Origin of the sequence: Paenibacillus plantarum, from assembly GCF_013141695.1 — a bacterium.
GTDB lineage: Bacteria > Bacillota > Bacilli > Paenibacillales > NBRC-103111 > Paenibacillus_E > Paenibacillus_E plantarum.
In genome coordinates, this window is sequence record NZ_WHNY01000048.1 from 1 (window position 1) to 15,081 (window position 15,081).

Consider the following 15,081-nt stretch of genomic DNA (forward strand, 5'->3'; position numbering starts at 1 on the left):
CTGTACTTTTTCCATCTATTCGCTAAATCTCAGGTGATACGGCGATTTTAGCTGTAGGTTTTACATTTATTTAAAAGCTAGCTACTAAAATGAGCGCACAGCACACTACTTCTACTTCTACTTCTACTTTTACATCTACTTCACCCTAGCTCAACTCGCTGTTCATGCCACATTAATAAAGAGGAAGCTTCAATTAGCCCCAGACTGAGAAAAAACATGAACCCAGCCCAATCCAGAGCTTGATTCATGTTTTTATATTACTCACTATAAGGCACGATGCATAGTCCCTCTTCATCCTCTTCGACATGAAGGGCGACAATTCCTGGACGCGTCCTGAACGGCGCAGTACGGTCGTTGCCAAAAAATGTAGACATGAGTCTGCCGTCATGATCAATAAACATCGTTCCGTGGCCGCCATGCGGGACGGCAAGTCGCCTTAGGGTATACGGGCCGTACAGCTCATCCGCAACCGCATACATCAAATCATACGTACCATCGACGCGTTTATCACCGTTCCATTCTGCCGCACCCAGAATATACTTGCCCTTATATTTGACGATGAAAGCACCTTCGTAGCCCACTCGCTGACCATCCGAACATAGCAACTTACGAGGGTCTTCCGCAAAGCCCGTCATGTTCTTTTTCATCTTGGCAATTTTACCATCCTGCCAAACAAAATAGACTTGACCATCCTCATCCTGGAACAGGCTGGAGTCAATATCCGTATTCGTCATTCGCCCCATATCGATATAGGGTCCCTCCGCAAGTCCGGTTATGCTTTTAATCATCCCCGTACCGCCGCCTTGAAGAGAAAACGTGATCCAGAATGTATCGTACAAATAGATCATCTCTGGTGCCCATAGACAAGGGTTCTCATAAATATTGTTCTCCCAAGTGCCATTTTCGGACAAATCCCATACCTTCGCTACATGGTTCCATTCCTTCAAATCGTGTGAGCGCCATATATGGAGCTGGTTATTCCTGTCCCAAAAGTTGTGATGCGGCTTATCTGACGTCCCTGTCAAATAATAGGTGCCATCCGGCCCCGTGCTAATATGCGGATCACGAATCGGGAAGTCAGCGATCGGTTTAAGACTTCCTACTCCACCTTTTTCAAGCAGTACGTCCTCACGTGGTCGAATAAATCCATGACTTACCAAGGACATAGGTACAATAGAAGGATAGTGCTCAACTAATGAGTAGCTGCCGCAGCCCGAGAAAGAGGCATGCAACTGATTGTCTACATCGGAAAATAAAGAGATCTGACCGCCATGGGGAAGTGCCAAATACCGGCGACTGTAGGGGCCATAGATCGATTCGCTCACCGCGACGAAGGTATCTACAGCATTGCTCCCCATCCTAGCAAGGGCATCTGCGCAAAACATATAATAATACCCATCCTGTTTATATAGAAAAGCCCCGTATGTTCCTACCTGCACATTCTGACTATACGAGGGATGATCCTCACGCCCTGCAACCTTCCAAGGCTGAACTTCTACCATTCGAGGCGATTCTGCGAGACCTGTCATATCCTCCGTCATTCGAGCGATCTGGCCATTTCCATACACCCAATAAACGGCTCCATCATCATCCTTGAACAGCGAAGCATCATGCCCCTCATCCGTTATTTTCCCCAGATCCCGATATGGACCCAGAACAGATGCTGTTAAGCTTTGGAGCAGTCCTGTGCCGCCTTCCTTTAACCCATACGTAATCCAGAATATCCCATTCACATAGTGGATTTCAGGAGAGCAAATGCCAGCGGGGCCCTTGCTTGCCTTCTGCCATGTGCCGTCTTGCTCCAAGTCCCATATGTTTGTCGGACCTTTCCACGACTTTAAATCGGTGGAGGTCCACACTTGTATATTTGAGACATCCGTCGTGCCCGTCAAATAGTAGGTATGATCCGGCCCTTTACAAATACTCGCATCGCTTATAGCGACATCTAATATTCGTTCTATAGGAAGGGCAGATTCCGAATACCCTGTACACGCGGACCATTCCGTCTCTGGATGCGGAGGCTGCATGAGAAAATCACTTTTCATTTCGATGATTCCTTTCATCTACCTAGTTGTGTTTGTAGCATAAGTATAGCGTGCTTTGTACAAACGCTTAATAGAGAAAGTGGTACGCGAGGTGAGGAAAAAGGACATCAACAATCAAATAAAGCTGTTGTGCATAATCATGGATTCCTGGTAAAATGACCGAAAGTAGAAACTGTATTCGTACTTAGAAACCAAAGAAGAAGAAAGGAACTCCTATACACGCGATGATAAATAAACCTAACAAAACCGGGCCTATCTATCACCTGCCATTAGTTGGAGAACCCCCTCCCCTCAGTGTGCAGTTCTTGGGAATTAATTATTGTGAAAAGGATTATAGGAATATTCGTACGCTTGCTACGATTACCGTTTTCGGTTTCGTCTTGTCAGGCCAAGGCGTTGTTAGGGTCGATACCCACTCCCACACAGCTTGTCAGGGCGACCTATTTATCCTTCCAGCAGGTTGCTACCACGAGGTTACCTCGGACATCCATCACGAGGAGCAATGGAGCTACATCTGGCTTAATATTAGTGGAAACTGGATGATCAAGATGCTCGAAGCGTATCAATTACTTCCCCATATCGTGACGAAGGACAGCGGATTAGAGCATCTTTTTCAAGAAGCTATTGAAGCAGCAAAACAAAAATCTGTCGAGGACATGCAGAGCGAGCTTCAAATCATCCTCATGCGAATGATCATTGGCCTTTCTGACATTTTACGTAAAAGAGGCAATGCCTTAACATCAACCGTACAAGCGATCAAGCAATTTTTGGATAACAGCATCCTTCACCCCTTCGACTCGCCGGAGCTCTCTTCCCATATTGGCCTTTCCATGAAGCAAATGAATCGCTTATTTAAACGAGAAGTCGGAACAACCATCTATAACTATGTCATTACTAAGAAAATAGAATCCGCTAAGCTGATGCTGCTCGACACACGACTAACCATTAGCGATATTGGTTATAAGCTAGGATATGATGATCCGCATTATTTCTCGAACCTATTCCATAGCAAAACCACTGTGAGACCAAGCGACTTTCGTCGGATATTTAATCAAAGCGGATAGATGAGGAAACCATAGGGAGATCCTCAATTATTCATTAATCCGAAAAACTCCTTTGTAGTTTGTGCTGTTGAATCCGCAACTTCCTGGGCAGTTAAACCAAGGCATGTTGCAACTGTCGCTGCAATGTGTGGAAGAAAAGCAGGCTCATTCCGGCCATCCTGCGGCTTTACGGGCAAATCACGCGGTGTAAGAAATGGGGCATCTGTTTCTAGCATTAAGCGTTCTAGCGGTATTTTCTTCACAAGTTCACGCAGGTGCTTGCCTCTACGTTCATCGCAGATCCACCCTGTTATTCCGATATAAAATCCTAGCTGTAGATACACCTGAAGTTCTTGCAAAGATCCCGTAAAGCAATGCACAACAGCCTTATGGATTGAACCGACATACGGCTTCATGATACGAACGAAATCATAATGAGCTTCTCGCTCATGTAGGAATAGCGGCATTTGCAGCTCACAAGCCAGCTGAATCTGTTCCTCAAACCACTTCCGCTGTACATCGCGAGGTGAAAAATCACGGTTATAATCCAATCCACATTCACCAATGGCAACCACTTGAGGCAGTTTCGCCAACAGGCGCAGTTTATCCATCGTATGCTCCTTGCAATTGCGAGTGTCGTGCGGATGGATCCCTGCCGTGGTAAATAATTTCCCAGGAAATTCACCTGCGTATCTGGACGCTTCAGCACTGCTTCTTAGGCTTGTGCCCGTTAAGAGGAGTGGGCTCACTCCCGCTGCAAGTGCCCTCGCAACCACCTCTTCGCGGTCTTGATCAAAAGAGCGGTGCATTAAATTAACACCAATGTCGATGAGTTGATTACTCATTGAGCTGCCCCTCCTCTGCATTCTCATTGATGCGGCAGAATTCAGCAGGTACTACGTCTGCAAGCCATACTTCATTCCCCGCATAGTAGAAGACCACTCCTGCTTGGGTAGCTTTCTCTGTATCAATGGCTAATATAATTAATTCCCCTCTGCGTTTTCCAGCAAGCGTTGCAAAGTGAAGTCCTTCGGACAAATGGACATATTGACGATGCATAGGACGTAATCCTTGTTTTAAAATCGTAGGAGCAGCCTGCACATTCGTGCCATGGTAGAGTACGGTTGGAGGTATTGCAGCTGGATAGCTAACTTTATCATGGCTATGCCCATATCGGGCTCGGATTCGATCTCCAATAATCTCAAAGCGCTGCTTTTCACAACGCGCTACAACTTCTTTAACATCACTTACGCTAATCTCTGACCACTTCGAATGTGCTCGAAGAACATCTATTAATTTAGCAACCGTACAGGAACCATCGTTAGGATCTAGGCTCAGCCCGAATTCTTCCGGCGAATGCCGAAGTATTTTACTCATAAACTTACTCAATTTTGTTTGCATATTATCCTCTAACATCTCACTCACGTCCTAAACATAAATTCAAATTTGTTATCACATTTCTCAACTAACCAAAAACCCAACCCTCACATCCGTCTCCTCTTTCATCCATGACATCGTCTGCCCTTTATGCAGATCCGACTTCATCGATTTCACCAGCTTCTCGATATCCACATTGTGCTCATAATGCCACTGAAGTGCAGCGGATACATACAATTCATTTAACTGGGCAAAAGTAAACCCTTCTGTTAGCTTCGCCGTCAAGAACACCGAGGCGTCATTCAAAAGTTTCCCTATCCCTTTTTGCTCCAAATAAATTTGTCTCAGCTCCAGGTCAGGAAGCTTAATTTCATAAGCACGGTCGAATCTCCCTGCCCGGTTCATCAGTGCCGGATCAATTTGCTCGGGATAATTCGTTGTCCCAATGAGGAATATCCCTTCTTTAGAAGTCGCACCATCCAAAATATTTAAAAAGTACGACCTTGCCCGCTGAGGCATCGCATCGATATCTTCAATCACAAGAATCATTGGTGCCATTTTAGCCGCAGCTTGAAACACTTCTTGAATAGATTCACTATCCGTGTTCTCCGTTATTTGCCAATAAGCAACAGGTGCTTTTACGCTGCCGGCAATTGATTTGACGAGGGTTGTTTTTCCATTGCCAGGCTTCCCATAGAGCAGGATACCTCTTTTATAAGGAAGATCATATTCTTTGAAAAAAGCATGATCCTCAGCAAAAAACTGATCGATAGCGCGATAAATATCTGTCTTCACTTCGCCCTTCATGATCACTTCCGAACGGTCAACCATGCGAGTTATTGGCGCCAGTTCTTGTGCCATGCCATGAGGTCCATCCGTGAATACAGTCACTTGTCGAAGGTCTAAATCCCTGCGCCGCTGCCGAGCGTGTTCTAGAAAACGCAACAAACTCGCATCATCCACGGCAAAAACAAAATCCTCAACTCCTAGGCCATGCAATCGAAAGATGGGTACTCTAGCTAAAGCGATTCCCCATAGCGGGTAAGCAAATACATTATTGCGCAGTGTTGGAAACGTTCGATATGCGGTGGCATCATCTTCCCCCTCTATTCCAAATGCACGCGACTCCATATGGTCGAAGATCCTAGTGACGAACTGCAGATCACTTGCTCCTGTCTTCACATCTTGTTCAAGCAGCTCCCAGTACTCCTCTTTCCCATCATTACTCAAATAGGGTTCAAAATCGCGACCAAATTTTTCTCCCAGCACCTGTTGAATGCGTTCTAACACATAGACATAGTCCCCATACGCTTTAGGCAAGTCGCCCTCGACTCTAAGCGGAGCTGATACAGCTGCTGATTCTTCTTTCATGTGTACTTGTTTCATTTTGCACCTTTTACTGTCGCCATAGGCTTACATTTAGCTACTACTTCAGCCAAACCCGCTCCGACGACACTTTCAATAATTTGATCAACATCTTTGTAAGCTTGCGGTGATTCATCTAGAATCGACTCTAAAGACCTTTGGTTAACGACAATTTCCTCATTCGTTCCCACTCGCATCGAAGAGGCAAACTCATTCAGCGTTATCAATCTTTTCGTCGCACTGCGTGAGCGAATTCGCCCTGCTCCATGACAGATGGAGTGAAAGTTGGCTTTGCCGCCCGGTGCTCCTACCATAATGTAGGAAGCTGTTCCCATTGAACCCGGAATCAGCGCAGGGTGACCTGTTGTGAGATAAGGCTGCGGGTTATCAGGATGACCTGCCGGAAGCGACCTCGTCGCTCCTTTGCGATGGACAAAATAAGACTGCTCTTCATGCTTTTCCTCCCACGCATAGTTATGCATAAGATCGTACAACGTGGTCATCTCAAACTTCGAGCCGAACATATCTTTACCTGCCTCACGAATGGCATAGGCGATCAGATGGCGATTGACGACCGCATAATTGAGCGCTGAATACATCAGATTGACATAAGTCTGCGCCTCCGGATGTTCCAAAGGTGCAAACACCAGCTTAGGATCGGCCGTCCCTAATCCGTTCATCCGCATCACCTTCAACATGTCACTGCTGCAATATTGGCTCACAGAGCCACCCCATGCACGCGAACCCGAGTGAATCATGATGACCACTTGACCATCGAACAGTCCCCATGCTTCAGCAATCTCTCGATTCTCTTCCGCAATTTCGATCGACTGAATTTCCGCAAAATGGTTCCCATTCCCAAGCGTCCCGAGCTGACGATGTGACCGATGCCAAACATGGCTCGGAAATCGATTCAATGCATTTTCATCCAGGGTAAATTTACTGCTCTCTACATGTGTAAGCGATGTCGCCTTGCGTGGCGTATACCCGTCAGGAATGTACTTCTTGGGAAGTCCATGCAGCCCTTTGGTGACGATGTGTTCCAATCGAATGTCCGAGAAATGGCCGTGTGCGTGATCTTCAACGGGTAAATACTTCTCGATCGTCTTCACCAGCTTGCGCCGCAGCTTCACATCCTTCAGTTCATCCTTATGCAGATTCGTCATATGCACGCGCATGCCACAGCCAATATCGCTGCCGACAATAGACGGTGACACATACCCGTTATGCGAATTCCATACCGCTGTCGTGCCTATACAGGTACCAACACCGACATGCACGTCAGGCGTGTAGCTCATATATACTTGATTCGGTATCTGCAAATTGTTGTTAGCCATCTGAAATACTTGATAATCTAATGCTTTAAACAACTCAGGTCCTGCGTATACATGAACGACTCCCGCTGGGAGCTGGACCTCTTGATAGTAATTTTCTTTCATTCGTTTTGTTCCTCTTTTCTTATTATGTGGACGCAAAAAAGCCATAGACCAACATCGTCTACGGCTTTTTCATGTCAAATTTAAACTAGGCATACTCCAAGAGTACCTACGTATTCGTCACAAGTCCGGTTGAGACCGATGGTATGAAGTGCTTTTCAGTTGTCAGGTTATTGATAGAAATTTGATTGCGAATCATATCGTCGGCCTCCTTTCCATTCATCTACACACATCATACGAGTCAAACCCAGAAACTGTCAATCCGTTTGCAGCGGAAAGATTAATTATAATGATCAGGCTTATTAATTAAATCTATTGATATCTTCCATTCGCCATTTTTTTCTACATTGCGTCATTTATTAAATTCATGCTAATGTGAGAATGAAACATTCCATATTCCACTACATCATGACGATAAGGAATTTCTCCAATGAATGAACTTTTCTTAGATTTCCTAACGATTTTGCTCCCTACTTTTTTCTTCTTTTACATGGCAATCACATTAATTCACCGCAATATGAACAGTATGATGAACCGAATTGCGGCTATTCTCATGCTTGCTTTTCAGTTATATTTTCTAGGGGAATACATTAAAACGTCCTTACTGCCTCAATATCAAATGCAAATTGTGCTTTACGGCAATAGCCCGATGCTGCTGTTAGTTATATGCTGTTTGGTTCACCTTAGTATACTCTTTGGAGGTCCAACTACAGCGTACTTGAAGCGATACTTGCCGCTCTTTTACGCGGCTCCCTATGTATTATGGTTGTTTTTTCTTAGTACAAAGGATCATCGTATCTTATACAATGTAAATGTGACGGATGGACGAAGTCCGCTCGATCCGCTTTTTCTGCTTCTTACCGTTCTCTTCGTAGCAGGATATATCCTGATTTCGGTTGTGATTCTCTCCATCTCTTGGTTTCGAACTCGTGAATTGAAACATAAGAAATCTCTTCGTTCCATACTTCTCAGTTTATTCTTGCTTTTTGCCTGGTTTGTTATGGTCACCTCTCTCTTACAATTGACACTAGTGACAACACGGAATGCCATGATCTTATTTTTTGTCGGCTATTTGTTCTGGGCAGTTACCCTTCGTCACTTCATTGGCAAATATGACATTATGCCGGATTACCGTAAGCTCTTTCATCATCTTTTCCAATCGGCACCTACAGGCATTTTGCTTCTGGACGAAAAGGGAGCAATCAAAGAAATGAACCCAAGGGCGAAACAATGGCTTTCGGGTATCGCTGACTCTGACATCATGAGCCATTTTCAGTTCGAAGACAGGATGAATCTCTCCGCTAGATTGGCGTGTGTTCAACGAGAGAACGAAGTGCAGTGGGAGGCTCAAATCGTCAATTCACATAAAGGTGATCTGGATTTGATAATAGGCCTAGAATTGATCGAGGAAACCAACGAGAAACTATTTGTCATGCACTTAACTGACGTTACTTCATTGAAGGATACGGAACGTAAATTATTAAAATCAGAGCAAAACTACAAATATTTAGCGCACCATGATCCACTTACGAATCTATATAATCGCGCAGCTCTTCAGGAGCAATTGTTGCAAAAATTTATGGTTCATGAATCTTTCGCCTTAGTCTTAATCGACTTGGATCGTTTCAAACCGATTAACGATGTCTATGGTCATTATGTTGGAGATCTTTATTTGAAGCATTTTGCGCAAATTCTGGCAAGCTGCGCTCAACCTGATGATAAGATAGGGCGTATCGGAGGAGACGAATTTGTGTGGATCATTTCATCCGTGCCTGAAAACATTGAATTAGACACGTTTATTAATGAAAGTTTATCTCTTTTACACAAACTCCCTTTTCAATATGAGGACATTCAAATCGCGATTTCATTTAGTTCAGGCGTCAGTCTGTACCCTAGAGATGCAATGGATATAACGACATTAATGAAGAAAGCGGATGAGGCTATGTACAAATTGAAACATAGCAAACGATAAGTTTCAAATCTATCAGGAAGATCGCATCATCGATATTCAGTTGATTTCCCCCTCCTCCTTGCTTGGATTGTCGCACTCTCACGACTAAAGCTGATGCTATAGTAGAAAGAGTAGGTGTGACTCTATACAAATTGATCAGGAGGTATTTGAGATGAGAAACGACTTAAAAAGAGGGACGACTAAACGCCCTTTCGCCTGTTATGATGCAGGGCAGCTAGAAGGCATTCGTTCCCGAATCTCCATGCAACCTGAGCTGCGTGCGGAATATGAGCGACAGTTACAACTGTCGGATTCCTTTGCCGGAGTGGGATCTTCTCTGCCCATTCAACGCATATCCGCTTTCCGAACGAATCCCTTTGTGTTCCGAACTCAAGCGAACGCTGCCTATATGAAGATAACTTTTTACATCCGGGGAAAAGGTGAAGTTTGGATCAGACAAGTGCAGCTTACCCATTCGGAAAGAGGATTGCCGATTCCAATCGAAAACGGGAGCTTCGATCAGCGGTTAACGGGATGGGAGACTACGTCAAGCTCCTCTTCTAGCTCGGTATGCCTTGAACCATCCGAAGACCCCAGGCTCCGGCCGTGTTTGCATGTGAAGAACTTGTCAGATGACGATCTGACGCTTTTGGCAATAACCGAACCGATTCCCGTTTGTGCCCAAGAGCACTACAGCCTGCAGATGACCCTTCGATTAGACGAACTCTTCTCAGAAGAGGGCATATACGTTGACGTCAGATTCCTCAATGCTGCCGGGCAGCCCATGGAAGTGATATATACGTCCCCCTCTTTTAACCGTAAAACGCCGACTACTTGGGCCACCCTGCTAGAGACGGCTGGAGCAGACGCGAACGCTTACATGGTGACGGGGGATGCGGTATATGCAGACCGCGCTAAGCGGAAGATCTTGTACATGTTGCCAGATATGTGCCAAGGTATGGATATTTTCAGGGCAACTGGCTGGCATGTGGATGATACTTACGGAGCTGTCCATATTGGACGAGGCATGGCTGTGATATCGGTTATTTACGACCAAATTGCTGACTCCGATGTTATTTCTTCAGAAGAAGACGCAGCCATCAAATCTCACTTCCGCTACATAGCTGGCATGATGATGGACACCAACTATTACCGGTTCGATCTGGAAGAGTTTCCGGATGAAAAAGGAGGCAAACGGAGCAACTGGAACGCGGACCGCGCCACTGGTCTCGGCATCTATGCACTCATCTTCCCAGAAGAGGAACATGCTGAACAATATCTAGAACATGCCTGTGCGGTCGTGGATTGGCAGTTAGAGCATGTCGTAGATCAGGATGGCGCGTGGCCTGAAAATATCCGTTATCATGGTGCCGTACTACATCGTTACTTTCTGTTCTTCACGCTGCTGCAGCGGCATCGGGGCATAGATTACTTATCCCGCGACAAGGTAAAAAAGATGTATCGGTACTTAATTGGCACCGTAACTCCGAAGGATTCCGTTCAGGGGGGACCGGGTTCAGTAACTAAACTGCTATCGCCCGCTGTTGGTGACTCAACGGTTGACGACAATTGGTTCCGTTTGTTCTCCTATGCTGCACCTTTCTATGCACGATTAGATCCCCAGCTAAGCCGGGAAATGATGTGGGCCTGGAAGCACGGAGGCGGAGTGGTTCGGGATACGGGAGCTAGTCCATGTACGCTGCTAGCCCTTCTCTACCCGCAGCTGGATCTTCCACAGGAAGCCCCAGAACTGACTTCCATTCACTATGCTGGCATTGGGTATGTTATTTTTCGACAGCATTTCGGTCAATGGGGACAGGAAAACTATGCGATATTTGAGTCTTCGCCGCTAACCTATCATGCTCATCATGACGAAGGTCATTTCTCTATATGGGCAAATGCCACCCCTCTGACCCTGGATCCAGGAACTGGAGGGTACTACAATGGAGACCGACACTGGTACGTGAATGGACATGCGCATAACGTAGTTCAATTTATGAACGAGGCAGGTACTGTACAGAATGGCCCGCTAAAGAGCATCTGTGAGGAAGTTTACTTTTCGGATCAACTCGATTATGTCCGAAGTTGCATTCCAGATGTCCATGCCGAAGCGTATCATCGTCACTTTGCCTATGTGAAGGCCGCCGCTAACGTTTATGTGGTTTGGGATCATATCCGGAGTCAAAGGAACAGTGTCTGGAATCTACATACCATGAGCACTTCTTCTGATATCGAGAAGAATCGGTTAACGGCACACTGCTTAAATGAGATGAAACTGGAAGTTACCTTCTTGGAACCAGGCAAGATCTCAGCATCAACGACTCACGGGGCTGTATCTGGAGCTTATCCATTAGCTGCACAAGAACACCTTCGAATTACTGGTGTTTGCGGCAGCGATTATTTGACCCTGCTCTTCCCGAAGACCGGGGAATCATCTGGGCTTACCGTTCGCACTTTGCCAGTAGATCCCGATTTCCCCGAACTTCGGATGTACAGGGTACTCCGAGATGAACAAACTTTGTTCTTCTTGCTGGTGAACGGAGCTGACCACTTACAAACTTTCGCATTTCAAGCCGATGCGTCACTTTTGAATCTCCTAGACAAGTCATCCTTTACCCCCGACGCTAGCGGTCAATGCCACATTCAGTTAGACGGCGGTAGACTTGCTATTCTTATTGCAGTTTAAAACAAAAAAGGTCAATCGATATTTCATCGATTGGCCTTTTCCTTTCTTATTTATGACTAATGCCTATTAACGAGAAGCTGTATGCGTAACTGCGGTTTGCATAAAGCGTAAATTCCGGATGCGTCTTCGACATCCAACTATCGTCGCCGCCAACCCCCATTTGTCGGTAGTTCACTCTCAGCGCGACTTTGTCACTAGGAGGCAGCTTATACATATGATCGTGCGCTTCCAGTTCGGACGGCGTATACGGCAGTGCGTTCAGCTCCACGGCACTAGCACCTTCAATTCGTAATCCAATGCCATCGACACGGGTCAGCTCTGCCCATCGAACTTCCGTTTTGTTTCCACATTCCTGAGGGCGCAGATAAGGTACATACTGATCCACTACTTTTCCCTGATAAATGCCCAACCTTGCACTTTCAGCACGGTCCCAATGATTTTCATGCGGTCCCTTGCCGTACCACTTCAAGTTTTCGAAACTAGCATCCAACCGGAACATCATGCCAATCTCCGGAATTTCCGGCAGATTATGCCCAGGCAGCAGTTCCTCACGAATCTGAATCCTGCCATCCCCGGTCACAACATATAATAGGTTACAGATCGAACTGCGTGTCGTTGGTAGGCTATACGTAACCGCAATTTCTACTTCCCCCCCATAAGTACGAACATGCATGGTATGCAGCTTGCGTTCCTGACCGGCTTCCTTCCAAGTCGCACTACGTTCTGGCAGCTTGTTGCCTTTATCGTTGTCGATACTAGCACGCCAAAAGTTGGGCCTCGGAGCTTCTTTCATGAGCTCGACTTCTTTATATGAATAGGAGGTTAAATCACCTGTTAACTTGCTAAATGTCACACTGAAGTCTGAGCTGAAGGCTCTAAAAGATGTATCCGACTCTTCCGTATGCAATTCCATCGCTTCTGGAGCTTGCACAGCATGTGTCTCAACTGGCAGCAAGAACTGTTCAAAGGCCACTTCATGCCCTGCAAGCGCCCACGCCTGATCTGCCTTCTCCACCAGTCGAACAGTCAATGTGCACTCTTCTCCATCGTACAAGTCAGTAGGCAGCTGATAGGGGAGTGTAATGACTTCCATGGCACCCGCTTCCACAGCCAGTGAAGCGTTCCCTTCCTCTATTAACATGCCGTTTTTGGCCAATTCCCACTTCAAATCATAATCGAATAAGTTCGTAAATAAATAGTTGTTCGTTATACGGATATGACCATGCTGCAGATCTACTTCCTCGAACTTCACATTCTGATAGCATTTCTTCACTTCATACAGCTTTGGAGTTACACTGCGATCTGCGAAAATGAGACCATTCCCGCAAAAGGTGCCATCATTAGGTGTATCGCCGAAATCACCGCCGTAGGCCAGATACGTAGTACCATCTGAGGTTTTGGTGCGGATGGCTTGGTCGATCCAGTCCCAGATAAAGCCACCTTGTAGAATGGGATACTTGTCAAACAACTCGCAATATTTAAAGAGATTCCCATTGGAATTCCCCATCGCATGGCTGTATTCACACAATATAAAAGGCTTCTTGGGATTAGAACGTGCATACTCTTCGACTTTGTGCGGCAGTGTATACATTTGACTTTCCATATCAGAAGCTGCATCAGATTTACGGCAGCGTGTGACACCTTCATAATGAACGAGCCGAGTCGGATCATTGGATCGGAAAAAGTCATGCATTTTAACAAAATTATCTCCGCCCCATGATTCATTGCCTAGTGACCAAATAATGATAGACGGATGATTTTTATCTCGCTGCAGCATAGAATTGGCGCGGTCTAATACATTAGCCGTCCATTCCGGTTTACTCGCAGGGACTGTCCATCCTTCCTCTTCTTGGAAATTAGACCAGCTGCCGTGCGTTTCAAGATTCGTTTCGTCAATGACATACAGACCATACTCATCACACAAATCGTACCAAAGCGGATGGTTCGGATAATGCGAGGTGCGAACTGCATTGATGTTATAAGCTTTCATCAGTTGAATATCGCGAACCATGTCCTCATATGAAATGGTACGCCCCGTATCAGAGTTAAACTCGTGACGATTTACACCTTTAAACAAGATGCGTTTGCCATTAATTTTCATCAGCCCGTCCTTCAATTCAAACCTACGAAACCCAATGCGGCAACTCAATGCTTCAATTAAAATACCAGAATTATCCTTTAGTGATAGAACCAAATGGTACAGATAAGGAGTCTCAGTTGTCCATTTCTCTGGGTTCTCCAACTTTCTGTAAAGCTGCAACTCCTGCTCATTCTCATCGTTAAGCTCTACGTCCACGGACAATGGCGCTTGTACAAGATTGCCTTCCATATCATAAAGGCTGGCTTCCAACGTATGCCTGCCTAACTGCTCACCGAATGCATTCGTCACCGTTGCCTTTATTTGCAAGGAGCCATGCTGGTACGCATCGTCCAAATCCGCGACAACATTGAAATCGTAAATATGAGCTTTCGGCGTGCTGTATAAATAGACATCGCGGAAAATCCCGCTCATCCGCCAAAAATCCTGGTCCTCCAACCAACTGGCATCGCACCAGCGATAGACCTCTACGGCCAGCTTGTTTTCGCCCTCTTGCAAGTAGGGAGTCAAGTCAAATTCCGCAGGCGTAAACGAATCTTCACTGTATCCGACCAGATCACCATTCACCCAAACGTAAAAAGCTGATTCCACACCTTGGAAACTTATATAAACAGGAAGGTCCTTCCAATTTTGTGGTACCGTGAACGTTCGCACATAAGAACCAACGGGATTGTACATTGTCGGTGCAAATGGGGGCTTGATATCCTCCTTGCCTTCCCACGGATATCTTACATTCGTGTACTGCGGGTAATCGTAGCCTTGAAGCTGCCAATGCGACGGAACTTGAATAGAATCCCAGCCAGTGGTATCGTAACCCATTTCGTAGAAGTTCGTACTCCGCTTATCCGGCGTCTCAGCAAAGCTGAATTTCCACATGCCATTTAGTGAAACTGTGTATGAGGATGCGCTTCTGTCACCTTTGAGGGCTTCATCTACCGATGCAAATGGCATTAAAGTCGCATGAGCTTTTATTCGGTTTAATTGGAAAATTTCTGGATTATTGTTCCACTCGGGGTAACCATTCTTCGGATGTGTATAGGCATATTTTTGACGCATATCGTGCACCTCATTTGCTAAATT

At 45.7% G+C, this 15,081-nt stretch carries 9 protein-coding genes; 3 read left to right on the forward strand and 6 right to left on the reverse strand.

The window, feature by feature from the left end; all coding sequences use genetic code 11:
- Positions 1-257: 257 nt before the first annotated feature.
- The gene (locus GC096_RS16140; RefSeq protein ID WP_171631576.1) at positions 258-2,045 is read right to left on the reverse strand and encodes a family 43 glycosylhydrolase; all 1,788 of its coding nucleotides are present in this window, start codon (positions 2,043-2,045) and stop codon (positions 258-260) included.
- 305 nt (positions 2,046-2,350) lie between these two features.
- On the opposite strand from GC096_RS16140, the gene GC096_RS16145 reads away from it, so the two are divergent.
- Positions 2,351-3,109, forward strand: coding sequence for a helix-turn-helix domain-containing protein (locus tag GC096_RS16145; RefSeq protein WP_216626149.1), 759 nt, complete (start codon positions 2,351-2,353; stop codon positions 3,107-3,109).
- A 23-nt stretch (positions 3,110-3,132) separates the two neighbouring features.
- Here GC096_RS16145 and GC096_RS16150 read toward each other — a convergent pair whose 3' ends face one another.
- The 4 genes from GC096_RS16150 to GC096_RS16165 are packed head-to-tail and all read right to left on the reverse strand — an operon-like array spanning position 3,133 to position 7,269.
- Positions 3,133-3,933, reverse strand: a complete 801-nt coding sequence (locus GC096_RS16150; protein WP_171631578.1) for a TatD family hydrolase — start codon at positions 3,931-3,933, stop codon at positions 3,133-3,135.
- The gene (locus tag GC096_RS16155) at positions 3,926-4,504 is read right to left on the reverse strand and encodes an RNA 2'-phosphotransferase (protein WP_246302783.1); all 579 of its coding nucleotides are present in this window, start codon (positions 4,502-4,504) and stop codon (positions 3,926-3,928) included. The genes GC096_RS16150 and GC096_RS16155 overlap by 8 nt, the downstream gene beginning before the upstream one ends.
- A 45-nt stretch (positions 4,505-4,549) precedes the next feature.
- Positions 4,550-5,851, reverse strand: a complete 1,302-nt coding sequence (locus tag GC096_RS16160; protein WP_246302784.1) for an AAA family ATPase — start codon at positions 5,849-5,851, stop codon at positions 4,550-4,552.
- Complete coding sequence (locus tag GC096_RS16165) at positions 5,848-7,269, reverse strand: RtcB family protein (RefSeq protein ID WP_171631580.1); 1,422 nt, start codon at positions 7,267-7,269, stop codon at positions 5,848-5,850. Before GC096_RS16165 ends, GC096_RS16160 begins: the two co-directional genes overlap by 4 nt.
- A 427-nt stretch (positions 7,270-7,696) precedes the next feature.
- Between GC096_RS16165 and GC096_RS16170 the strand changes: the two genes are divergently transcribed.
- Positions 7,697-9,238, forward strand: a complete 1,542-nt coding sequence (locus tag GC096_RS16170) for a sensor domain-containing diguanylate cyclase (protein WP_171631581.1) — start codon at positions 7,697-7,699, stop codon at positions 9,236-9,238.
- Between the two features lie 151 nt (positions 9,239-9,389).
- The gene (locus GC096_RS16175; RefSeq protein WP_171631582.1) at positions 9,390-11,903 is read left to right on the forward strand and encodes a heparinase II/III domain-containing protein; all 2,514 of its coding nucleotides are present in this window, start codon (positions 9,390-9,392) and stop codon (positions 11,901-11,903) included.
- Between the two features lie 46 nt (positions 11,904-11,949).
- On the opposite strand, the gene lacZ is transcribed toward GC096_RS16175, so the two are convergent.
- Positions 11,950-15,057: a beta-galactosidase, LacZ type gene (gene lacZ, locus GC096_RS16180; protein ID WP_171631583.1), complete on the reverse strand. Its 3,108-nt coding sequence runs from the start codon at positions 15,055-15,057 to the stop codon at positions 11,950-11,952.
- Positions 15,058-15,081: the final 24 nt, after the last annotated feature.

Coding starts and splice junctions, on each gene's coding strand:
- GC096_RS16140 (WP_171631576.1), bottom strand. CDS start 2,045: ATGAAAAGTGATTTTCTCATGCAGCCTCCGCATCCAGAGACGGAATGG.
- GC096_RS16155 (WP_246302783.1), bottom strand. CDS start 4,504: ATGTTAGAGGATAATATGCAAACAAAATTGAGTAAGTTTATGAGTAAA.
- lacZ (WP_171631583.1), bottom strand. CDS start 15,057: ATGCGTCAAAAATATGCCTATACACATCCGAAGAATGGTTACCCCGAG.
- GC096_RS16160 (WP_246302784.1), bottom strand. CDS start 5,851: ATGAAACAAGTACACATGAAAGAAGAATCAGCAGCTGTATCAGCTCCG.
- GC096_RS16165 (WP_171631580.1), bottom strand. CDS start 7,269: ATGAAAGAAAATTACTATCAAGAGGTCCAGCTCCCAGCGGGAGTCGTT.
- GC096_RS16170 (WP_171631581.1), top strand. CDS start 7,697: ATGAATGAACTTTTCTTAGATTTCCTAACGATTTTGCTCCCTACTTTT.
- GC096_RS16175 (WP_171631582.1), top strand. CDS start 9,390: ATGAGAAACGACTTAAAAAGAGGGACGACTAAACGCCCTTTCGCCTGT.
- GC096_RS16150 (WP_171631578.1), bottom strand. CDS start 3,933: ATGAGTAATCAACTCATCGACATTGGTGTTAATTTAATGCACCGCTCT.